The sequence below is a fragment of the Kurthia senegalensis genome (assembly GCF_000285595.1).
Classification (GTDB): domain Bacteria; phylum Bacillota; class Bacilli; order Bacillales_A; family Planococcaceae; genus Kurthia; species Kurthia senegalensis.
This window is the reverse complement of the sequence record NZ_HE611069.1, coordinates 50,628-72,584: the sequence shown is the minus strand read 5'-3', so window position 1 is coordinate 72,584 and position 21,957 is coordinate 50,628. Positions and strand designations below refer to the sequence as shown.

Here is a 21,957-nt window from a genome sequence, read left to right as displayed (position 1 = left end):
AAGAAGTCTTTTATAGGATTTCTTCATCTGTGAACGCAGTGAGTAATAGCTGTTCTACATTATTCAAATGGAGTTGCATCGCTTGTTGGGCAGCAAGTGTGTTTTGTCGTTTGATTGCTTCAAAAATGGCTAAGTGTTCCTCATACAAAGCGTTCATCGTTTCTCTTTTCGTATATAAATAAAGTTTTCGTGTTTCGCGAATCGTTTCAAGCATCAATTCAGACACTTGCTGTAAAAAGGTGACGAGTAGCGGGTTATGTGTCGCTTTTGAAATAGCGGTGTGGAAAGCTAAATCATCCTGTTCACCGAAACCATGTTCTTCATTGAGAGATTGTTTCATGGAGTCTAAAATTTGTTGTAGTGCAACTAAATCAGAATCTGTACGATGTTTCGCTGCAGAGGAAGCCGAGCCAACTTCAATCATTTGTCGCATTTCAAGTAAATGTTCGATATCTTTTTTTTCATAAGTACGGCATTGTTGATTGGGAAAAGTAACTTTGTCGCATCAAATGTTTTAATGAAAGAGCCTTCACCTTGTCGAATATCAATGAGACCTTTTGCTTTTAGAGCGGATAAAGCCTCTCGTACAGCAGAGCGACTAACCGAAAAATTTTCGGCAAGTTTTTCAACAGAATCTAGACGGTCACCTGCTTGCAATGTGCGATCGACAATCATTTTCTCAATCGTATCTGCGACTTCTTCATATATTTTTTTCGGTTGAATTTTTTCAAATGGCATAATAACACTCCTAGTTGTACGTCTGTGTATATGTAGCTATAGTATACATTTATTTTCTATGAAACGTCTTATAAATTCTAAATAAGTGAAAAAAACTGTTGAGTAAACTGAAAATTGAGAATATAATTTTAACGTAAGGTCATCTGATGACCATATTTGTGATGGGGAGCACAAATTTCACAAAATGAGGGGGAAATGGAATGTTTACACAAGATTACACAGCTGTTGGTGGCAGTTTAGGTTGGTCAGCACTCATAGCTGTCATTCCGATTATTTATTTTATTTGGGCGTTAATGATTAAGAAAATGAAAGGGTACATAGCTGGACTAACGACGTTACTCGTTGCACTCGTTTTAGCAGTTGTGGCATTTAAAATGCCTGTAGGGACGGCAATTATGTCTGCAACGCAAGGTGGGATATATGGGTTGTTACCGATTGGTTGGATCATCATTACATCCGTATTCCTATACAATGTGACGGTTCGTACAGGGCAATTTGACATTATTCGCCATTCGGTTCTTTCTATTACAGAAGACCGTCGTATTCAATCTTTATTGGTAGCGTTTTCATTTGGCGCATTTTTAGAAGGTGCAGCAGGATTTGGCGCTCCTGTAGCGATTTCAGCTGCCTTATTAGTCGGTTTAGGATTTAACCCGTTATATGCGGCTGGACTTTGTATGATTGCGAATACAGCACCGGTAGCGTTCGGTGCAATCGGTATTCCGATTACGGCGATGGAGGGACCAACTGGTATTCCAGCGATTGAAATTTCAAAAATGGTAGGGCGTCAATTACCGTTTTTATCTGTCTGTATTCCATTTTTACTCGTTTGGATTATGGTTGGATTCAAAAAAACAATGGAAGTATTACCAGCGATTTTAGTATCGGGTATTTCATTTGCTGTGACGCAATATTTAACGTCAAACTTTTTAGGACCTGAGTTACCTGACGTATTGTCAGCACTCGTTTCATTAGTGGCATTAGCATTATTTATGAAAATTTGGAAACCAAAAACGATTTATCGTTTTAAAGATGAAAAAGTCGAAGAGGAAAAAGATCTTTCTTACTCCGGCGCGAAAATTTTCAAAGCATGGTCTCCGTTTATTATATTAACGATTTTTATTTCTATTTGGGGTATTCCAAAAATCAAACTCGCTTTAACCGGTCATTATGAAGGGGCAAATAGCATTTTGTTAGCTGTGAATAAATTAGGGGACTGGCTGACATTTATGCCACACGTACCTTTTGTTCACAATCAAGTTTTAAACGGTGTGACGCAAGCACCGATTGAAGCGTATTACAAACTCGAAGTGTTAGGCGCAGCAGGCACGGCGATTTTATTAGCAGCAATCGTGACGAAGTTTATTTTCAACGTTCGTTGGAAAGACTGGTTCAGCATTTTTGGGCAGACGGCGAATGAAATCAAATTCCCGTTATTGACGATTTGTGCCGTTGTTGGGTACGCCTATGTCGTCAATGCAGCTGGTATGACGACGACACTTGGTTTAGTACTTGCTAAAACCGGCGCGCTATTCCCATTCTTCTCACCTGTATTAGGATGGATTGGTGTATTTATTACGGGATCTGATACGTCAGCGAACGTCTTGTTTGCGAAATTACAACAAGTAACAGCGACGTCTGTAGGGATGGATCCTGTGCTTGCGCTTGCGGCGAATTCGTCGGGTGGCGTCACGGGTAAAATGATTTCTCCACAATCGATTGCGGTTGCAGCTGCAGCGGTAGGCTTGATGGGAAGAGAATCGGAGTTACTTCGTTTCACATTTAAATACAGCATTATTTTATTACTGTTTGTTTGTATTCTGACGTTTTTACAAAGTAATGTTTTATCATTTATGATTCCATAGCATCGTATGTAAAAGAAGGGTCTGCTATGACAGACTCTTTTTTTATGCGTAGAAGTCAGAGTGAATTATACAGTGGAAATATGAAAACAAACGCTTTTTATCTAAAATTTTCTAAATTTTATGATAATATAAAATGGACAAATATAAGTCTGTAAGAAGGGGATGAGCGAATGTTTGAATTAGATCATGTAGTCTACTTTACGAAAAAAACACCGGCTGAAATTGCAAGAGAGGTTACAGTCGAAGGTATTCATCCTGTAGAGGGAGGCCAACATTTACAGTGGGGCACATACAATGCACTTTTATATACGCAAAATAGTTATATTGAATACTTATCTGTAGAAGATGAAGAAATAACGAAAAATTCTACACATCCTCTCACTCGTCAATTGTTAAACGACTTACAGTTTCGTGAAGGTTTCGGATCGGTTTGTTTACGCTCGGACAATTTGGAAGAACAAAATCGTTATTTTCAAAAACTAGGTTATAAAACGAGTGGTTTAATCGAATCTGAGCGTAAGACAAAAAACGGAGACATTCGAAAATGGAAAATGCTTTTTATCGAACATAAAATTGATAAAAAATTACCGTACCCATTTTTCATTCAGTGGGAGCAATCAAAAGAAGAGCGATTTCAGTCGTTGCATCAAGATGGAACACTAACAGAAGCGAATGAATCGTTGTCGATTCAAAAGTGTATTTTCCACGTTCAAGACGTGAATCGCAAAATGACACATTGGTCTCGGTTGCTATCTCTTCCTATTAAAGGGAATCATTTAAAGTTAGGAAATACAGTGTTTGAGTTTAAAGAAAGCAATGATTCGGTTGAACGCTTACAGTCCATTGAAATTGCCAAGGGCTATGAGGCGTGATACGATAAAAATATCTGTAAGGAGAGCAGACGAAAGCTTGCTCTCCTTTTTATATGTAACGGAGGTGTTCTGATGGAAGAAGATTACATTGAAGAAAAAGCGATTCTCGTTGGTGTGAATTTACGTAACGATCGCCATTTCGATTATTCCATCGAAGAATTAAGCAATTTAGCAGAAGCGATGGACGTAGAAGTAGTAGGTGTTGTAACACAAAATTTAGAGCGTGTAACACCTTCTCATTACGTAGGAACAGGGAAGACAGAAGAGATTCGTCAAATGTACGAAGAAAAAGGTGCGAACGTCGTTATTTTTGATGATGAATTATCACCAGCTCAAATTCGTAATTTAGAGCAAGATTTAGATTGTAAAGTAATTGACCGTACGACACTCATATTAGACATTTTTGCGCGCCGTGCGAAAACGAATGAGGCACGAATGCAGGTTGAAATCGCACAGTTGAAATATTTAATGCCACGTCTAGTCGGAATGAATGCATCATTAAGCAGACAAGGTGGCGGTACGGGCGGCGGTTTCCAAAATAAAGGTTCTGGTGAAACGAAACTAGAATTAGACCGTCGTAAAATTGAAAAACAAATTGCAAAAATTCATAAGGAATTAGAAGAAGTAAAAGCGCAACGTGAGACGCAGCGAAAAAAGCGTCAAAAAAATGCATTGCCAGTCGTCTCATTAGTCGGTTATACAAATGCTGGAAAGTCGACGATTATGAACCAACTTCTTGAACGTACGAATCCTGATGAGGAAAAGCAAGTACTTGAGAAAGATATGTTGTTTGCTACATTAGATACGTCTGTACGCCAAATTGAGTTAGAGGATAATAAGAAATTTTTATTAACGGATACAGTTGGATTCGTAAGTAAGCTACCTCACCATCTCGTGAAGGCATTCCGTTCAACATTAGAAGAGGCGAGAGAAGCCGATTTATTACTTCATGTCGTTGACGTATCAAATGAAGAACATGAATACATGATCGACATTACAAATAAAACGCTAGAAGACGTTGGCGTTGTGGATGTTCCGACAATTTATGTATACAACAAAGCAGACCGAGCAAATATTCAATATCCGTTCGTTAGTAAAAATAAAATTTATTTATCTGCGAAACAAGATGTTGGATTAGATGAACTTTTAGAAATGATTCGTAAAGCAATCTTTGCAGATTACGAAGTACAAACGTTGTGTATTCCGTATGATCGCGGAGATCTCGTATCGTATTTGAATGAGCGTGCAAATATTCTTTCTACAGAATATGTAGAGGAAGGTACGTTACTAAAAGTCGAGTTACATGTCTCGGATGTAAATCGTATGAAAGCATTCAAAAAATAATTTTAAAATAACTGTAAGAACTTCCTTTATGAAAGTTCTTACAGTTATTTTTCGTTTGAATCAATAGTATACTCATTGAGTTTTGTATAGGAAAAAAGGGGAAATAAATATTGAGTAGAAAAATAATATTATAGTAGTATTTGAAAAATAAATGAAAAAACTATTGAACTTCTTGTTAATTTGACATATTATTAACTTAATAAATCAGAAAATTCTATATAATAATAATTTTTGACATTCGAACATCTGTGTGTGTATAATGGACATACTGTTTTTTCAAAATAGAAACTTAACTGTTTCGAATTGTTAGACTATTTTAATTATTGAAAGAGAAAGAGGTAAATCTATATGGCAACAAAAGAAGAGATTGTCAAAACAGTCCCTCAAAAAGGATTCTTTGGACATCCAAAAGGTTTGTTCAACTTATTCTTCACTGAGTTCTGGGAACGTTTTTCATACTATGGTATGAAGGCGCTTCTTGTGTACTTCATGTACAAAAGCGTAACAGATGGCGGTTTAGCATTATTTGATAAATCTACTGCCGCATCAATCATGTCAATTTACGGTTCACTTGTTTATATGTCAGGTATTATCGGGGCATGGATTGCTGACCGTATTTTAGGTACAAGACGTACGATATTCTGGGGTGGTTTATTAATCATGCTAGGGCATATTTGTCTAGCATTACCTGGTGGCGCAACGTTCTTATTCATCTCAATGGTCTTGATTATTTTAGGTACAGGTTTATTAAAACCAAACGTATCATCAGTTGTAGGGGATATTTATTCAACAAATGATCCTCGTCGTGATTCAGGCTTCAGTATTTTCTATATGGGTATTAACTTAGGTGCATTTCTTTCACCATTAATTGTTGGTGCCGTACAACAAGAATTTCAAAGTTATCACGCCGGATTCTCGGTAGCTGCAGTTGGTATGGCAATTGGTTTAATTATGTTTAAACTTTCTGAGAAGAAAAACCTTGGTATGGCAGGTGTCGCACCGGCTAATCCATTGGCGAAAAATGAAATTAAAAGCATCGTTAAAAAAGCAATTATCTCACTCGTTATTTTCTTAGTTTTAGTATTAATCGTTTACTTAAAAGGTTGGTTAACAATCGGTTTCGTAATCAACTTCTTCACAGTAATCGGTGTATTAGCACCAATCTCTGTATTCATTTGGATGTTCACATCTAAGAGCACGAAAAAAGAAGAAAAATCACACTTACTTGCATATATTCCTTTATTCATTGCAGGTACGATGTTCTGGGTTATCCAAGAACAAGGTTCTACAATTTTAGCAATCTATGCAGATACACGTACAAACTTAGAAATTGGATCAAAAACAATTTCACCAGCTTTCTTCCAATCATTAAACCCATTATTCATCATCATCCTTGCACCAATCATGGCTGCTCTATGGATGAAACTTGGTAATAAGGGTCCTTCAACTCCTGTTAAATTTTCATTCTCATTATTATTTGCAGGGGCGTCATTCTTAATCATGGTAATTCCAGCAATGACTTCTGGTGGTACTGAATTAATTAGCCCATGGTGGTTAGTACTTTCATTCTTCCTAGTAGTAATCGGTGAATTATTAATGTCACCAGTTGGTTTATCAGCAACGACAAAACTTGCACCAGAAGCATTCGCTGCACAAGCAATGTCTTTATGGTTCTTAACAAGTACTGTTGCTCAAGCAATTAATGCACAACTTGCAAAAGTATTCGATAAAGTTTCAGAAGTACAATACTTCGGTTATCTTGGCGGAGCAGCAATCGTGTTATTCGTTATTATGTTAATTCTTTGCCCTTGGATTTCTCGTAAAATGGGATCAATTCGCTAAGAAAATACATGTACGTATTCAAAACCTCGAAATTTTCATTTCGAGGTTTTTTTTATGAAATTAAAATGAAAGTAAATCCATATAAAGTAATTAATGAAGGTATATGGATTCTTAGTTTAAATAATTTAAAATTAGAGAATATAAATATAGAAGGAATAGGAATGTAAAAGCACGATGTTTTATATTTTTTCAAGACACCATGAATTTTGAAATTATAGTATAATGTAAAGCGTGTTTTAAGTTAATATACAAAAGTGCATACTTATTGTGTTAAGCGCAATAATTCATGAAATATAGTGAAGATTTTCTATGAAATAAACAAAAAAGTGTTTATTATTTTTTAAAGTAGGGTGACATAAATTGATAAAGAAAATAAAAAAAATATTAAAGAAAAAGAAACGTAAAACACCTCTAAAAGAGCGTATTACGATTCGTAAAGAAGGAATGAAAGTAGCACTAAGTATGGTGTTCTCAGATCCAGACTATAAAGTACATCAACTTTGGGCACAACGAAGACTTAATCCGGATGAAAAGAAACTACTCGTTTCATTAAAAGAACCTACAAATACACCTCGATTTGAGTTCAATATCACCGAGCTATTAACGTGTGGATATGGTGAAGAAGATGTGTACGATTTATATTTAGAAACGAAAATCAAAACGAGTACACGTAAGCCAGAATTTGTAGAGAAAAAACGTGAACTAGCTAAATTTACAATTGAAAATTCGGAAGAATACATGTCTTATTTCATTCGACTAGGCGGTTTTGATCAGACGGATTTAGACTTGTTAGAACCTTCTATTGTAGATGGTAATAAAGTGCATCTTTCCCAAACGGTTTCAGGAAACTTATCAGTTTATGTTAACGGTCAAATTAAGCCGAAGATTCGCTTGCAAATTGAATCTATTAAACAACAAAAAGAGCAAGTCATCGTGAAAGGTATTATGTTTACACAATCGAACTTTATTGTCGAAAGCGATGCATATATTCAAATTCGTGCTAGTGCAAATCAATTTAAACAACACGTACAGTTAATACGTGATGAAGCGTATAGTCTACGAAAATTAGGTAATCAAAAATATGCTTATGAGATTGCAATTGATTTGAATAGTTTTAGAAATAAAAATTTAGAGGACCAAGTATTCGATTTATATTTGGCATTTAAATTTAATAATGGCGATGAAGATGTGTATGTGAAAAAAGTTGGTCGCCCAACGAATAGAGCGAAGTTATTGTTAGAAGAAATGGTCATAGAAGGCAAAGACGTTTCAACTGTCATTTCACCGTACTTCACATTTAAACAGCAAAACTTATCTTTTGAAACGTACAATGTTGATGCAGATGCTTATAAAGTGTTGAAACATTCTATGAAACATTCGAAAAAAATATTCGAAGAGAATAAAAAACATGATATTTGGTTAATTGGGGAGCGTCCTTATAAAGCACAAGATACCGGCTTTCGATTTTTTGAATACATGCGTAAACAGCATCCAGAAAAAGAAGTTTACTATGTAATTGATCGAAATTCTATTGAGCGCGCAAACGTAGAGCCTTTAGGTAATGTTCTTTACTACAAATCAAAAGAACATATTGAAAAAACGATGCAAGCGACGAAAATCGTTTCATCTCACCATGCCGACTATTTATATCCGATAAGAACGAAAAAATATAAGAAAAAAGTACAAGCTGTTAAAGTCTTTTTACAACACGGCGTAATGGGTACGAAAAATATGGTGTCGAATTACGGGAAGTTTGCTAAATCAGGATTCGATACAGATTTATTTATCGTAAGTTCAGATTTTGAAAAAGGTATGATTGTTAGTGACTTTGGCTATGCAGAAAAAGAAGTAGTCGTAACAGGCTTATCACGTTTTGATGCTTTATTTACGAAAGACGTTCCACTGAAACGTCAAATTTTAATTATTCCAACGTGGCGAGACTGGATTACATCAGAGCAAGTATTCCTTGAGAGTGATTATTTCCATCGTTATCAAGAACTTGTAAATAGTGTAGAACTTCATGCACTTAGTGAAAAATATCAATTTGACATTTTATTCTGCTTACATCCGAATATGCAAAAATACTCGAAATTCTTTGAGAGTTCAGCAGTACGCGTCATCAACCAAGGTGAAGTAGACGTACAGCATTTAATTAAAGAGAGTGCCTTAATGGTAACTGATTATTCAAGTGTTGGATTTGATTTCAGCTTCTTGCATAAACCGATTGTTTATTATCAATTTGACCGTAGACGTTTCATCGGTAAGCGCCCATCACATTTAAATATTGACCGTGATCTACCGGGTGTTATCGTTGACCAAAATGAATTGGTTATTTCAGAAATTGAAAAATATGCAGCGCAAAACTTCGTGATGGAAGACGAGTACGTACAGCGTGCGAATAAATTTATTAAATATCGCGATACGAGTGCATGTGACCGTATTTTTGAAGCGGTAAAAAGCGCAACGAAATTCGAAAATAAATGGGATGATTTTGCGACGTCAACAGTTGGTTCGATTACAATTCGCCAATTGAAGAAACGTAAGATGTATTATCCAATTATGAAGTTTGCTTATAAAGTGATGCTAAAAACAGTTAAAGTTGATAAAAACTTAATTTTGTTTGAAAGTGGTGTAGGTAAGCAATATGCCGATAGTCCACGCGTTATTTATGAAGAAATCGTTCGTCAAAACTTACCATACAAAAAAGTATGGGTATACAATGGTTTACTACCGATTAAAGATGAACATACACGTCGAATTAGCCGTCTAAGTCCGAAATATTATTACTACTTAGCGAAAGCGGGCTATTGGGTTAATAATCAAAACTTCCCAACGTATTTAGATAAAAATAAAAAAACGACGTATTTACAAACGTGGCACGGTACACCGCTGAAGAAAATGCAATTTGATATGGATCACGTGACAGGTCGCGATGATGGCTATTTATCTCGTGTACATCATGCGACTCAAACGTGGGATTATTTAATATCACCTAGCGAATATGCGACGAATGCATTTAGAAGTGCTTTCCGTTACGATGGAGAAGTTCTTCAAACAGGGTACCCACGAAATGATATTTTTTATCAAGATCACGAACAAATTAAAGAAAAAGTAATGAATAAATTAAACTTACCACGCGATAAGAAAATTGTTTTATATGCACCAACTTTCCGTGATAATCAAACAGCAGGGAAAAAAGGTAAGTTCAGCTTCAAACTTGAATTAGACTTACAAAGAATGCAAGAAGCACTCGGAGACGACTATATCGTATTACTTCGTATGCACGTTGTCGTAAGCAATAGCTTAACGATTCCAGAAGAGTACAGAGAGATGTTTAAAAACGTATCGAAATATCCAGATATTCAAGAACTGTACTTAATTTCTGACGTCTTAATGACGGATTATTCTTCTGTTATGTTTGATTTTGCGAATACGAAACGTCCAATTTTATATTACACATACGACTTTGCAGACTATCGTGATAATTTACGTGGTTTTTATATTGATTTCGAGGCAGAAGCCCCTGGTCCATTACTAGAAACAACGGATGAAGTCATTCATGCACTTCAAAATATTGAAGAAGTTCAACGTGATTATGCAACGAAATATGATGCTTTCCAAGAGAAGTATTGTAGTTTAGAAGACGGTGAAGCGACAAAACGCGTCGTGGAAAAAATATTTAAATAAAAGAAAAAGCTCGGATCTAGGATCCGAGCTTTTTTCTATGGAATAATATGTTTAAGAACAGGAATACGTCGAATCCACTTACTAACGAAATAACTGACTGTGAAAATAATTATTGCGACGATTATTGTATTTATATATAAATTACTAAACAAGTATTCATGTCCTGTTACCGAATGAAGAAGACGTGTAAATTCTTTTAATAGTAAAGCATGTACTAAATAAATACCGAAGCTTTGCCCATCGATTTTTTGAATGAATTGAGGCGCAAAGGAAAGGCGCGAGTATTTAAAGAAAATAAAAATCGCAATCGCCATAAAAATAACGTTTGGACGTAAATAGTAATAATAAAATCCAAAGAAGCGTCCGTTATTTTCTAATGTTCCAACATACGTTCCGTAAACTGTAACGAATAACGAGATGAGCCCAAGTACGTATGATAAAATACGTGTCTTTTTAGGGATTTCATACGTCATTAAATAGTAACCTAAAATAAAGAAGCCTAAATATTTTCCTAATGGAATATCAAAGTAAATGTCTAAATGTAAATAATGATTAAGTAATTCTTTCAATGGTGTTTGAATGAACCAAAGTAATAAAATATAAAGCAACATCTTTTGAGAAGCTTGTCTCGTAATCATTCGCAAAATCGGAATTAAAACGTATAAGCCAATTAAAATATACAAAAACCATAGATGGAAAAACGTTTCATTGTTTAGAAAATCTCGCACAAAATGTTCTAAAGAGAAATCGTTATGTAAAATAGCTGTGTATATGTAATAAATAATGCTCCAAGCGACTAATGGAATGAGTAATTTCATGACACGTTTCGTATAAAGTACTTTTAATGTTTCTTCCCTTTTAGGATTCAAAAGGAAGGCACCACTTAGCATAAAGAATACGGGAACGCACCAACGAGAAATGCTATCATAAATATTGACTGCCATCCAATTAGACTGAGAGAGTGTGTTGAAATCGTATAAGTACGGTGCAGCCGTATGAAGAAATACGACTGCAAATGCTGTAATGACACGCAAGTAATCATACGAGTTGATTGGTCTAACCATAAATGTCCACCTCTAGTTAATATTTTTCTTATAATAGAATATCAAAATAATAGTATAATAAGTGTTTTTTAATAAAAAATACAATAAATTAATAAAAAACGATGGCAGTTTACTTTTTTGAAAAGCAGTGGACAATAAAATGGATGAGAGGAGAGATTCGTTTTGGTTAAATTTTTTAATGTTATTGCAGTTATTGCTTTTTTATTTTTCGTTACAATTTGGGCGAGTTTAAATATGGAATGGGTACAAAAAGTAGATCAATGGGGAACTAATACGTTTGCTGGGAATCAATTTTTAGAACCGTTCCACTATATTGGTGAGACGATATTTGTCGTCATTGTCGCGATTATACTCGTCATTTTCTTATATATGAAAAAACGATATCGCCAAGTGTATTTTGTATTGTTTGCATTAATTGGAGGAACAATTATTAATCAAGGAATTAAATTTATTGTTCAACGCCCGCGTCCTACTATTCCAGAACAACTAACGTCTTACAGTTTCCCATCAGGGCATTCGATGTTATCGATGATTTATTTAATGACGTTAGCGTACGTTTTAACGACAGGGCGAAATGCTGTGCATAAAAAGTGGGCATTTTGTGTAGCGCTCGTATTAACTATACTCGTTGGCTTATCTCGTGTCGCAGGGTCACGTCATTTTATGACAGATGTTCTCGGTGGTTGGTCACTAGGATTTGCTTGTTTTATGGCTGTCGTATTTTGGTATCAGAGAAGAAAATAAAAGGAAGGCTCTATTGAGCCTTCCTTTTATTTGTTTAACGGCGTATTTTTAATTAAATAGACGTGCAACATATACGTTACGATAATGCCGAGTATTAAAAATACGGAGATGATGCTAACAACGCCGAACCACCCAAAGTTTGTTAAGAACAAGCCACCAACCGTACCTCCAAGACTTGAGCCGAAGTAGTAGAAAAATAAATATAGAGAAGAGGCTTGCGCTTTATCATGTTTAGCTTGAGAACCTATCCAGCTACTTGCGATGGCATGACCACCGAAAAAGCCGAATGTAAAGACGGCAATTCCTAAAATGATGACCCATAAACTAGCGTGGAGTGTACAAAGTACGCCTACAAGCATTAAACAAAATGCAGTTAAAATGATTTTGTAGCGTCCGTGTGTATCTGCAAGTTTTCCCATAAAGGTTGAACTAAATGTACCGACTAAATAGAGTAAAAAAATAAAGCCTACGAGCGTTTGGCTTAATGAATAAGGGGGTTCTAACAAATGAAAGCCGATATAATTGTAAAGTGTTACGAAGGCGCCCATTAATAAAAATCCTAGTGTAAATAACATGAGCAGCGATGGATTTTTGAAATGATCGACCATTGAAGCGAATAGCGGTTTGATTGATAATTTCTTAGGAATGAAATGTTGAGATTTTGGAAGTAATAGTGTAAAGACAATCGCTAAAATGATGCTAATAACACCGATTGTAACCATTGAGACGTGCCAGTTATAAGCATCTGTTACAGAACCCATAATGACACGACCTGCGAGACCACCGATAGAGTTACCGCTTATATACAAACCCATTGCGGTACTTAAACTTTTAGGATCCATTTCTTCTGCTAAATAAGCCATCGCAATGGCAGGAAGACCTGCAAAGACGACACCTTGAATGACGCGTAAAACGAGAAGCGATTCAAAGTTGGGTGCGAAACCGATACAAAGAGATAATATACCGACCGCAATCATCGAGAATGTCATAATCGATTTTCGTCCCCAAGCTTCGGATAAAGAACCTGTAATGAGCATCGCAATAGCGAGTGTAATGGTCGTTAACGATAAAGATAAACTAGCGACAGCAGGAGATACACCGAATTGTTTCGATAGAGCCGGTAGAATTGGCTGCGTCATATATAAGTTAGCGTACGTGCTAAAGGCACCTGCAAAAAGTGCTAAATTTGTATTTCGGAAAGCTTTCGTTCCTTTTTTTATATAAGGCATACGAGGAAAGACTCCTTTTTACTTGAGATGCTTTTCATTATAAAACTCCTTTTTACGAATGACAATGCACTTTAAAAGTTTCCTTCTGGAAACTTTTTTGTTACAATGAAAATATGAAAATACAAAAAAAGAGGTGTTGTAGTGGATTCAACGGTAGTATACGCGTTATTGTTAACGCTATTTGCAGGGCTAGCGACAGGTTTAGGAAGTCTCGTAGCCTTTTTTACGAAACGAACGAATACGAAATTTTTATCATTTGCGCTCGGCTTTTCTGCAGGGGTAATGATTTACGTATCGCTCGTCGAGATTTTCTTTAAAGCAAAAGACTCTTTAGTCGTCGCAGTCGGCGATACGAAAGGTTACGCTTTAACGGTCGTCGGTTTTTTTGGAGGCATGATTTTAATCGCATGTATCGACCGACTTTTACCAAACTCTGAAAACCCGCATGAAGTGAAGCGGGTAGAAGTGCTTCAGCAAGAGCCGACAGCTGCTCAATTTACAAAATTGAAGAAGATGGGTGTGTTTACAGCACTCGCAATTGGTATTCATAATTTTCCAGAGGGAATCGCGACATTCATGTCAGCGATAGAAGATCCACAACTCGGTATTGCGATTGCGATTGCGGTAGCTATTCATAATATTCCAGAAGGGATTGCTGTCGCTGTACCGATGTATTATGCAACCGGCGATCGTAAAAAGGCATTTAAACTGTCCTTTTTATCAGGTTTAGCAGAGCCTATTGGGGCATTAACTGCTTATTTATTGCTGATGCCGTTTTTAACAGATACGATGTTCGGTATTATTTTTGCAGGGGTAGCCGGTATTATGGTATTCATATCACTGGATGAATTATTACCTGCAGCGAGAGAGTATGATGAAACACATACGTCGATGTACGGTGTCGTTTTAGGGATGGCCGTTATGGCAGTTAGTTTGTTGTTACTTGCATAATTATGTATAAAAAAAGTTATCCACAGTTGGCTACATTTCAGCCTTCTTGGATAACTTTTTTAATTGTTTATTTTTGTAGAGAAGAAACGGTGAAACGGCGTTTAGCGAATTTGTTGTTTTCTGCTTCATCAACGATGGCGATAGCAAAGTCAGCGTATGATACGTAGCTTTCGCCTTGTTCGTTAATAATTAATACGTCTTCAGCTGTTGTGTAGTTGCCAGTACGTGGACCTTCAGCGTCGAAAAATGCTGATGGACTTACGAATGTATAATTCAGTGAAGATGCTTGTAAATCTTCTAAGTTTTGTGCTTGATTTGATGCCGTAGGAACGAATGCTTCTGGGAAGTCTGGTGTATCAATCACTTTTGTCGTTTTAGAATCGTCTGTGAATAAGCTACCAGCACCACCTACAACGATTAAGCGAGTAGAAAGACCATCGAAAATTTCGATTAAATGACGACCTGCTTTAACGTGTAAATCTTCGTGACCGAAAGGAGCGCCAAATGCATTAATAATGACGTCGAATGATGCAACGTCTTGCGCTGTTAGTTCAAATATGTCTTTTTCAATTACAGAAACATCCTCTTTTACTTTTGAAGCTGTACGTACGATTGCTGTTACGTCATGATCACGAACTAACGCCTCTTTTAAAATTTTTTGACCAGCTTTACCTGTTGCGCCAATAATACCAATTTTCATGTGAATTCCTCCTAATAATGTTGTAATTAAATTTGTTACAGGTACGGGGAAAAAAGAGATCGAACTTATTGAAGTCGATCTAGAATATGTTGTAATGACTGTTGTTGCATTTCACGTTCCATTGCTTGTTGTACCGTATCAAATACATTTGTTAAGACGCCATTAATTTGTTTACCGACATTACATGCCGGATTAGGCGATTTATGAAGTGCAAAAAGCTCATCAGGTGCTTGAACCGCTTTGTAAATTTCTAATAACGAAATTTGTTGCGGTTGTTTCGTAAGTACGTAACCAGAAACACCTGCTGTAGAAGAAAGAAGATGCGCTTTTTTTAATTGACTACTAATGCGGCGAACGACCACGGGATTCGTATTCACGCTCCCCGCAATAAAATCGGAAGTTAGAACAGCACGATCCTTCGTCACAGCAATTAAAGATAAAATGTGAATTGCGACAGCAAAACGACTATTAACCATCATTTTCACCACCGTTTGTTGATGTAACTATCATAGTTACATTTGAGAGATAAGTCAATAAAAAAGATTTATAAAAACAAAAAACTAGAAAAGAAAGAGGTGATCAACCTTTCTTTTCTAGTGAAATCATCATTCTGAAATATCGACACGAACACCCTCGGTATCAACTTTTACTGCTTGAATGTCATACGTAGGGAAGAGCGGTTTCATTTTTTCTACGAAAGCTTGAACATGCTCGATTGGTAATAATGAAATGACGGTCGGACCGGCACCGCTAATTGCTGTACCGTATGCTCCTGCATCTTTCGCTGTTTGACGAATTTCATGATAGTTCGGAATTAAATTGGCACGGAACGGTTCGTGAAAAAGATCATGTTCCATAAATTTACCTGCACGTTTGTAATCTTTCGTTAAAAGCGCAGCGGTTAACATATTCGCATTCGCACTTGCATGAACGGCATATGCTTTATCATATTGTGCAGGTAATACTTTTCGTGCTTCGGACGTTTTCAGCTCAACATTCGGTATGAATACAGCAAATGCCGCTCGCACGTCTTGTGTATGAATCAATTCTAAATCGCCATTTGGCAAACTAGCTCCGATCGTCAAACCGCCACAAACAGATGCCGACGCGTTGTCTGGATGACCTTCAATGCGAGAAGCGAGTGTGTATTTTTGTTCGACAGTTAAGTTTAAGTCACATACTTGGTTCGCAACTTCGATGCCCGCAACGATAGCAGAAGCAGAACTTCCGAGACCACGCGCAAGCGGTAATTCGCTCGTCATAACGACTTTGCAATCAGGAAGGTCCGCATCGTAACGTTCTGCGACTTCTTTTGCTACTTTGTAAACGAGATGATCTTCGACAGTGAACTTTTCTGGTAAGTGAATCGAATGATGTTCAAATGCCCATTCGTTATGCAACGTGACGTCTAGTCGTAAATAAAGTCCGAGCGCTAAACCGATCGAGTCAAAGCCAGGACCAAGGTTAGCCGTACTTCCCGGAACAGTAATTGTCCATTTCTTTCCCATATTATAAAACGCTCTCGATATATTTGCGGATAGCATCTTCATCGTTTGGAAGAGAAACCATTTCGACTGTAGATGCTTTAACAGCTGTATCAGGATCTTTCAAACCATTTCCTGTTAAAACCGCAACGACTTGACTACCTTGAGGAATGGAGCCATTTTTCACTGATTGGATGACGCCTGCGACAGAAGCAGCTGAACCTGGTTCTGCAAAAACGCCTTCTTTCGCTGCAATTAAACGATAAGCATTTAAAATTTCTTCGTCTGTCACGGCTGCAATTTTCCCTTTTGATTCATCACGTGCCGCTTCTGCTAATTTCCAACTTGCAGGATTTCCGATTCGAATCGCTGTTGCAATTGTTTCTGGATTAGCAATCGGTGCTCCTTGAACGATTGCGGCAGCACCTTCTGCTTCAAAACCGAACATTTTAGGAAGGCGTGTTCCTTTTTTTCGTTGTATTCTTTAAATCCTTTCCAGTAAGCGCTAATATTTCCGGCATTACCAACAGGAATTGCTAAAATATCAGGGGCATCACCGAGTTGGTCACATACTTCGAATGCGGCTGTTTTTTGACCTTCTAAGCGATATGGATTAACGGAGTTAACGAGTGCAACGTCTGTCGTTTCACTAATGTCACGAACAGCTTGTAATGCCTCATCAAAGTTTCCGTCGATTTCAATAATTTTTGCTCCGTACATGTAAGCTTGTGCTAACTTCCCAGCAGCTACTTTTCCTTTCGGAATAACGACAAGAGCTTGGATTCCAGCGCGAGCAGCATATGCAGCGGCCGCAGCTGACGTATTACCAGTAGATGCACAAATGACGCATTTACTACCGTCTTCGATTGCTTTTGCAACAGCCATTACCATACCACGGTCTTTAAATGAGCCAGTGGGATTTAAGCCTTCAAATTTTACATGGAGGTCGATGCCTAGTTCTTTTGATAATGTATCTAAATGAATAAGGGGTGTATTGCCTTCATGAAGTGTTAGAGCAGGTGTATTTTTAGTAATAGGTAAGTATTCTTTATATTCGTTTAGTAAGCCTTTCCACATATGCATTAATCTCCTTTTGTTCGCACTGAATAAACAGTTGTTTTTCTATAAAAGACATTCTACCGTTAAATTGCCTTATATACAATAGAATATCACAATTTATCGGAATTATTAGAAAAAACAAAGTATTGTCAACATGAAATAGAACGTGTATATTAATGACATTACTAGTGACAAGACAGGTGGAGAGAGAAGTGGAGATGAAGTATAAAGAAGGGCGAGCATCCAAATCGCCAACGCGTAATAAATTACTCGTGACGGCAGGTGTTGGTTGGCTTTTTGATGCGCTCGATGTAGGGATTTTATCTTTTGTTATTGCAGCACTTGCAATCGATTGGCAACTGAGTCCGACGCAAATCGGATGGATTGGGAGTGTTAATTCGATCGGTATGGCGGTTGGGGCATTACTTTGTGGTGTACTAGCGGATCGATACGGTCGGAAAAATATTTTTATGTGGACGTTGCTCATTTTTTCCGTAGCGAGTGGTTTATCTGCTTTGACGACGACGTTAGCAGCGTTTCTTATTTTACGTTTTATTATTGGAATGGGGCTTGGCGGTGAGTTACCAGTCGCTTCAACGCTCGTTTCTGAAAGCGTTGCGGCACATGAGCGTGGACGAATCGTCGTACTACTGGAAAGCTTTTGGGCAGCAGGTTGGTTATTAGCGGCAATCATTTCATATTTTGTTATTCCAGCTTACGGTTGGCGTATCGCATTAGTTATTACAGCGATTCCAGCGCTTTATGCTGTTTATCTACGTGTGAAACTACCAGATTCTAAAAAGTTTGAAACGGTACAAAAAGAAGCGCGTACGAGCATGTTGACGAATATGAAGAATGTTTGGCATAAAAAATATGCGCGTCAGACGATTATGCTTTGGATCGTCTGGTTTATGGTCGTTTTTTCTTATTACGGTATGTTTTTATGGTTGCCGAGTGTGATGGTCATGAAGGGCTTTAGTTTAATTCAAAGTTTTGAATACGTTTTAGTTATGACACTTGCACAATTACCCGGTTATTTTACAGCTGCATGGCTTATCGAAAAATGGGGAAGAAAGCGCGTCCTTTCTGTCTATTTAGTCGGGACAGCTATTAGTGCACTCGTATTTGGAATGGCATCAGGTACAGCATTACTCGTCGTTGCAGGAATGTTTTTATCGTTCTTTAATTTAGGAGCGTGGGGTGCGATGTATGCTTACACACCTGAAAATTATCCGACTGTTATTCGAGGAACAGGTGTTGGTATGGCAGCAAGTGTCGGACGAATCGGAGGAATTATCGGACCTTTATTAGTCGGTTCATTGACGGCAGCAGGTATTTCGTTATCTTATATTTTTGGTATTTTTGCGATTGCGATTTTAATTGCTGTTGTAGCGGTGATTACATTAGGGAAAGAAACGAAACAAACCGAATTAGAAGATGCTATTTAATTAAATGATTTTAAAGGGAGGAAGCACGGTCGCTTACCTCTCTTTTTTTGCGTTTAGAGGTATTTATTTTTACGGAGGAGGGTATGAAGTAGAACAAGTTGTAAATAATGAATGGAAAAGGAGAATACGTATTCATGAAAAAATATATGATGGCTTTAGATCAAGGAACGACAAGTTCACGAGCAATTTTATTTGACGATGAAGGAAAAGTTTTTCACGTTGCACAACAAGAATTCCAACAGTTCTTCCCAAAAGCAGGTTGGGTAGAACATGATCCAGAACAAATATGGAGTTCTATTTTATCTGTCATTGTCGGTGTAGTCTCTGAAAAGGGTATTAGCGCCGAACAAATTGAAGGAATCGGTATTACGAATCAGCGTGAAACGACAGTCGTTTGGGATAAAACGACCGGAAAGCCTGTTTACAATGCAATCGTTTGGCAATCACGTCAAACAGCAGACATTTGTGCAGAACTAAAAGAAGCGGGGCATGAGCAACTCGTTCGAGATAAAACCGGTCTTTTAATTGATGCGTATTTTTCAGGAACGAAAGTAAAATGGATTTTAGACAATGTTGAAGGAGCACGTGAGAAAGCAGAAGCGGGCGATTTATTATTCGGTACGATTGATACGTGGATCATTTGGAAATTGACGCAAGGGAAAGTGCATGTGACGGATTATTCGAATGCGTCTCGAACGCTCATGTACAACATTTACGATTTACAATGGGACGATGAATTGTTGGAGTTACTAACGGTTCCAAAATCTATGTTACCTGAAGTACGCCCTTCTTCTGAAGTGTATGGTCATACAGCAACGAAACATTTCTTCGGACGAGAAATACCGATTGCCGGTATTGCAGGTGACCAGCAAGCAGCTTTGTTCGGACAAGCGTGTTATGAAGAAGGAATGGTTAAAAATACGTACGGCACCGGTTGCTTCATGTTAATGAATACTGGAGAAAAAGCTGTGCGTTCTGAACACGGGTTATTGACAACGTTGGCATGGGGTGTAGATGGTAAAGTGACGTATGCATTAGAAGGGAGTATTTTCGTTGCAGGTTCAGCTCTACAATGGCTTCGAGACGGGTTACGTATGTTTAGAGATTCAGCGGAAAGTGAAACGTATGCAAAACGTGTAGACTCGACGGAGGGCGTCTATATGGTGCCAGCATTCGTTGGTCTCGGTACACCTTATTGGGATTCCGACGTTCGAGGTGCATTTTTCGGATTGACACGTGGAACGACGAAAGAGCATTTCATTCGTGCCACACTCGAATCGCTTGCTTACCAAACGAAAGACGTATTAGATGCAATGGAAAGTGATTCAGGCATTCCACTGAAAAGCTTGCGCGTAGATGGTGGGGCGGTGAAAAATGACTTCTTAATGCAATTCCAAGCTGATTTATTAGGTGTGCCAGTTGAAAGACCAGAAGTAAATGAAACGACGGCACTTGGGGCAGCATATTTAGCTGGTTTAGCAGTCGGTTTTTGGACATCACAAGAAGATATCGCAGCTCATTGGAAACTCGAGAAAAACTTCGATGTTCAAATGGAAGAAGAAACGAGCAAAGCGTTATTAACAGGTTGGCATAAAGCAGTGAAAGCAGCACAAGCTTTTAAATAATAGATCGATAAAAAGGGTAATGATGGCAATCATCATACCCTTTTTGTATGCTTAAAGGAAGCAGACGTTAGAATCCGATGATTTCGGGTACAGGTAAAAAAGCATTTTTTTTAAATAAAAGGATGGGATGAACATGATTAAGCAAGCTGACTTAAAAGACTTAGAGCCAAAACTACTACAACTGTTCGAACATTTACATGCAAATCCAGAACCAAGTTGGGAAGAAAAAGAAACGACACAATATCTTGCACAATTATTAAAAGATGAAGGGTACGAACCACATCTTTTTGAAGATACGACAGGTTTATATATTGAAATTGGAAGTGGCAGTCCGGTGATTGGGTTACGCACAGACATTGATTCATTGTTTCAAGAAGTAGACGGAGTACACAAAGCCAATCATTCATGTGGTCATGATGGACATATGACGATGGCTATTGGGGTTCTTTTAATGTTGAAAAAAATGAAAGAGCAACAAAAATTTACGTTGGAAACGGGCGGAACGATTCGCGTTATTTTCCAACCAGCAGAAGAAACAGGCAATGGGGCATTGTCGATCGTTGAGAGAGGATTAATTGATGATCTCGACTTTTTATTCGGCGTCCACGTACGACCGATTCAAGAGCTCCAAATTGGTAAACATGCACCGGCTCTTTATCATGGAGCATCGATGCTCGTATCTTGTGAAATTTATGGAGAAGAAGCACACGCAGCTCGACCACATTTAGGGAAAAACTCCATTGAAATTGGTGGTAGCTTAATTGACGCATTGAAAACGATTCGTGTCGATACACGAATTCCTTGGTCTGTAAAAGTAACGAAATTTTCTGCGGGTGTAGGGCATGGGAATACAATTCCGGGGAAAGCGTTGTTAACGATGGATGCACGCGCGCAAACGAATGCGGCGATGAAACAATTGGATGAAGGCATTCAACGGGCAATTCGCTCGATTAGCGAAATGTATGACGCTCAAATTAATGCGAAAGTGTTACTGAACATCCCAGCAGCGGAAGTAGATTTAGAAGCGGAAGAAATTTTACGTCGCTCTATCGTTCAATCTGTGGGGGATAAACATTTAGCAGATCCTGTTACGACACCGGGTGGCGAAGATTTCCACTTTTATACGAAGATGCGTCCTAACGTGAAAGCGGCGATGCTCGGACTTGGTTGTGGTGTATCACCAGGATTGCATCATCCACATATGACATTTGATCGGGGGCAATTAATTACCGGGGTAGAAATTTTAACGAATACGGTTATTAATGCGATGCAATATGCGAAAATGAACATGATGAAAGTATAGAA

At 37.7% G+C, this 21,957-nt stretch carries 15 protein-coding genes and 2 pseudogenes; 10 read left to right on the top strand and 7 right to left on the bottom strand.

Annotation, left to right across the window (positions count from 1 at the left end; translation table 11 throughout):
* Positions 1–10: 10 nt before the first annotated feature.
* Positions 11–738, bottom strand: a pseudogene (locus KSHG_RS17025) (FadR/GntR family transcriptional regulator).
* Positions 739–938: 200 nt separating this feature from the next.
* On the opposite strand from KSHG_RS17025, the gene KSHG_RS12945 reads away from it, so the two are divergent.
* From KSHG_RS12945 to KSHG_RS17020, 5 genes are all read left to right on the top strand, one after another.
* Positions 939–2,603, top strand: coding sequence for an L-lactate permease (locus KSHG_RS12945; RefSeq protein ID WP_010307401.1), 1,665 nt, complete (start codon positions 939–941; stop codon positions 2,601–2,603).
* Positions 2,604–2,773: 170 nt separating this feature from the next.
* Positions 2,774–3,475 (top strand): VOC family protein, encoded by a 702-nt coding sequence (locus tag KSHG_RS12935; RefSeq protein WP_010307399.1) that lies wholly within the window; start codon positions 2,774–2,776, stop codon positions 3,473–3,475.
* A 72-nt stretch (positions 3,476–3,547) separates the two neighbouring features.
* Entirely contained in the window at positions 3,548–4,819 is a 1,272-nt protein-coding gene (gene hflX / locus KSHG_RS12930; protein WP_010307398.1) for a GTPase HflX, read from the top strand.
* A 348-nt stretch (positions 4,820–5,167) separates the two neighbouring features.
* A complete protein-coding gene (locus KSHG_RS12925; protein WP_010307396.1) occupies positions 5,168–6,661 on the top strand; it encodes a peptide MFS transporter in 1,494 nt (497 codons plus the stop codon).
* 360 nt (positions 6,662–7,021) lie between these two features.
* Positions 7,022–10,348, top strand: coding sequence for a CDP-glycerol glycerophosphotransferase family protein (locus KSHG_RS17020; RefSeq protein WP_010307394.1), 3,327 nt, complete (start codon positions 7,022–7,024; stop codon positions 10,346–10,348).
* Positions 10,349–10,383: 35 nt separating this feature from the next.
* Here the strand turns inward: KSHG_RS17020 and KSHG_RS12915 are convergent, their stop codons facing one another.
* The gene (locus KSHG_RS12915; protein WP_010307392.1) at positions 10,384–11,412 is read right to left on the bottom strand and encodes an acyltransferase; all 1,029 of its coding nucleotides are present in this window, start codon (positions 11,410–11,412) and stop codon (positions 10,384–10,386) included.
* A 162-nt stretch (positions 11,413–11,574) separates the two neighbouring features.
* Here KSHG_RS12915 and KSHG_RS12910 point away from each other — a divergent pair, with 162 nt between their 5' ends.
* On the top strand, positions 11,575–12,156 hold the full coding sequence (locus KSHG_RS12910; RefSeq protein WP_010307390.1) for a phosphatase PAP2 family protein: 582 nt from the start codon (positions 11,575–11,577) through the stop codon (positions 12,154–12,156).
* Positions 12,157–12,182: 26 nt separating this feature from the next.
* Here KSHG_RS12910 and KSHG_RS12905 read toward each other — a convergent pair whose 3' ends face one another.
* Entirely contained in the window at positions 12,183–13,385 is a 1,203-nt protein-coding gene (locus KSHG_RS12905; protein ID WP_010307387.1) for an MFS transporter, read from the bottom strand.
* 141 nt (positions 13,386–13,526) lie between these two features.
* Here KSHG_RS12905 and zupT point away from each other — a divergent pair, with 141 nt between their 5' ends.
* Positions 13,527–14,336 (top strand): zinc transporter ZupT, encoded by an 810-nt coding sequence (gene zupT, locus KSHG_RS12900; RefSeq protein ID WP_010307384.1) that lies wholly within the window; start codon positions 13,527–13,529, stop codon positions 14,334–14,336.
* Positions 14,337–14,403: 67 nt separating this feature from the next.
* On the opposite strand, the gene KSHG_RS12895 is transcribed toward zupT, so the two are convergent.
* The 4 genes and pseudogenes from KSHG_RS12895 to thrC form a co-directional block, all read right to left on the bottom strand.
* Positions 14,404–15,036, bottom strand: a complete 633-nt coding sequence (locus tag KSHG_RS12895) for an NAD(P)-dependent oxidoreductase (protein ID WP_010307381.1) — start codon at positions 15,034–15,036, stop codon at positions 14,404–14,406.
* Positions 15,037–15,101: 65 nt separating this feature from the next.
* Positions 15,102–15,512, bottom strand: coding sequence for an Rrf2 family transcriptional regulator (locus KSHG_RS12890; RefSeq protein ID WP_010307377.1), 411 nt, complete (start codon positions 15,510–15,512; stop codon positions 15,102–15,104).
* Positions 15,513–15,641: 129 nt separating this feature from the next.
* Positions 15,642–16,544, bottom strand: coding sequence for a homoserine kinase (gene thrB / locus KSHG_RS12885; protein ID WP_010307374.1), 903 nt, complete (start codon positions 16,542–16,544; stop codon positions 15,642–15,644).
* 1 nt (position 16,545) lies between these two features.
* Positions 16,546–17,597 (bottom strand): annotated as a pseudogene (thrC, locus tag KSHG_RS17015) (threonine synthase).
* Positions 17,598–17,797: 200 nt separating this feature from the next.
* Between thrC and KSHG_RS12875 the strand changes: the two are divergent.
* The 3 genes from KSHG_RS12875 to KSHG_RS12865 all read left to right on the top strand — a co-directional run bounded on the left by KSHG_RS12875 (position 17,798) and on the right by KSHG_RS12865 (position 21,955).
* Positions 17,798–19,027, top strand: a complete 1,230-nt coding sequence (locus tag KSHG_RS12875; protein WP_026022605.1) for an MFS transporter — start codon at positions 17,798–17,800, stop codon at positions 19,025–19,027.
* A gap of 134 nt (positions 19,028–19,161) precedes the next feature.
* Positions 19,162–20,652 carry a glycerol kinase GlpK gene (gene glpK, locus KSHG_RS12870; protein WP_010307369.1) on the top strand — a complete coding sequence of 497 codons (1,491 nt, stop codon included), beginning with the start codon at positions 19,162–19,164 and terminating at the stop codon, positions 20,650–20,652.
* Between the two features lie 133 nt (positions 20,653–20,785).
* Positions 20,786–21,955, top strand: a complete 1,170-nt coding sequence (locus tag KSHG_RS12865) for an amidohydrolase (protein ID WP_010307367.1) — start codon at positions 20,786–20,788, stop codon at positions 21,953–21,955.
* The last annotated feature ends 2 nt before the right edge of the window (positions 21,956–21,957 follow it).

Coding starts and splice junctions, on each gene's coding strand:
- KSHG_RS12875 (WP_026022605.1), top strand. CDS start 17,798: ATGAAGTATAAAGAAGGGCGAGCATCCAAATCGCCAACGCGTAATAAA.
- KSHG_RS12890 (WP_010307377.1), bottom strand. CDS start 15,512: ATGGTTAATAGTCGTTTTGCTGTCGCAATTCACATTTTATCTTTAATT.
- KSHG_RS12865 (WP_010307367.1), top strand. CDS start 20,786: ATGATTAAGCAAGCTGACTTAAAAGACTTAGAGCCAAAACTACTACAA.
- KSHG_RS12925 (WP_010307396.1), top strand. CDS start 5,168: ATGGCAACAAAAGAAGAGATTGTCAAAACAGTCCCTCAAAAAGGATTC.
- KSHG_RS12945 (WP_010307401.1), top strand. CDS start 939: ATGTTTACACAAGATTACACAGCTGTTGGTGGCAGTTTAGGTTGGTCA.
- hflX (WP_010307398.1), top strand. CDS start 3,548: ATGGAAGAAGATTACATTGAAGAAAAAGCGATTCTCGTTGGTGTGAAT.
- glpK (WP_010307369.1), top strand. CDS start 19,162: ATGAAAAAATATATGATGGCTTTAGATCAAGGAACGACAAGTTCACGA.
- thrB (WP_010307374.1), bottom strand. CDS start 16,544: ATGGGAAAGAAATGGACAATTACTGTTCCGGGAAGTACGGCTAACCTT.
- KSHG_RS12905 (WP_010307387.1), bottom strand. CDS start 13,385: ATGCCTTATATAAAAAAAGGAACGAAAGCTTTCCGAAATACAAATTTA.
- KSHG_RS12895 (WP_010307381.1), bottom strand. CDS start 15,036: ATGAAAATTGGTATTATTGGCGCAACAGGTAAAGCTGGTCAAAAAATT.
- KSHG_RS12935 (WP_010307399.1), top strand. CDS start 2,774: ATGTTTGAATTAGATCATGTAGTCTACTTTACGAAAAAAACACCGGCT.
- KSHG_RS12915 (WP_010307392.1), bottom strand. CDS start 11,412: ATGGTTAGACCAATCAACTCGTATGATTACTTGCGTGTCATTACAGCA.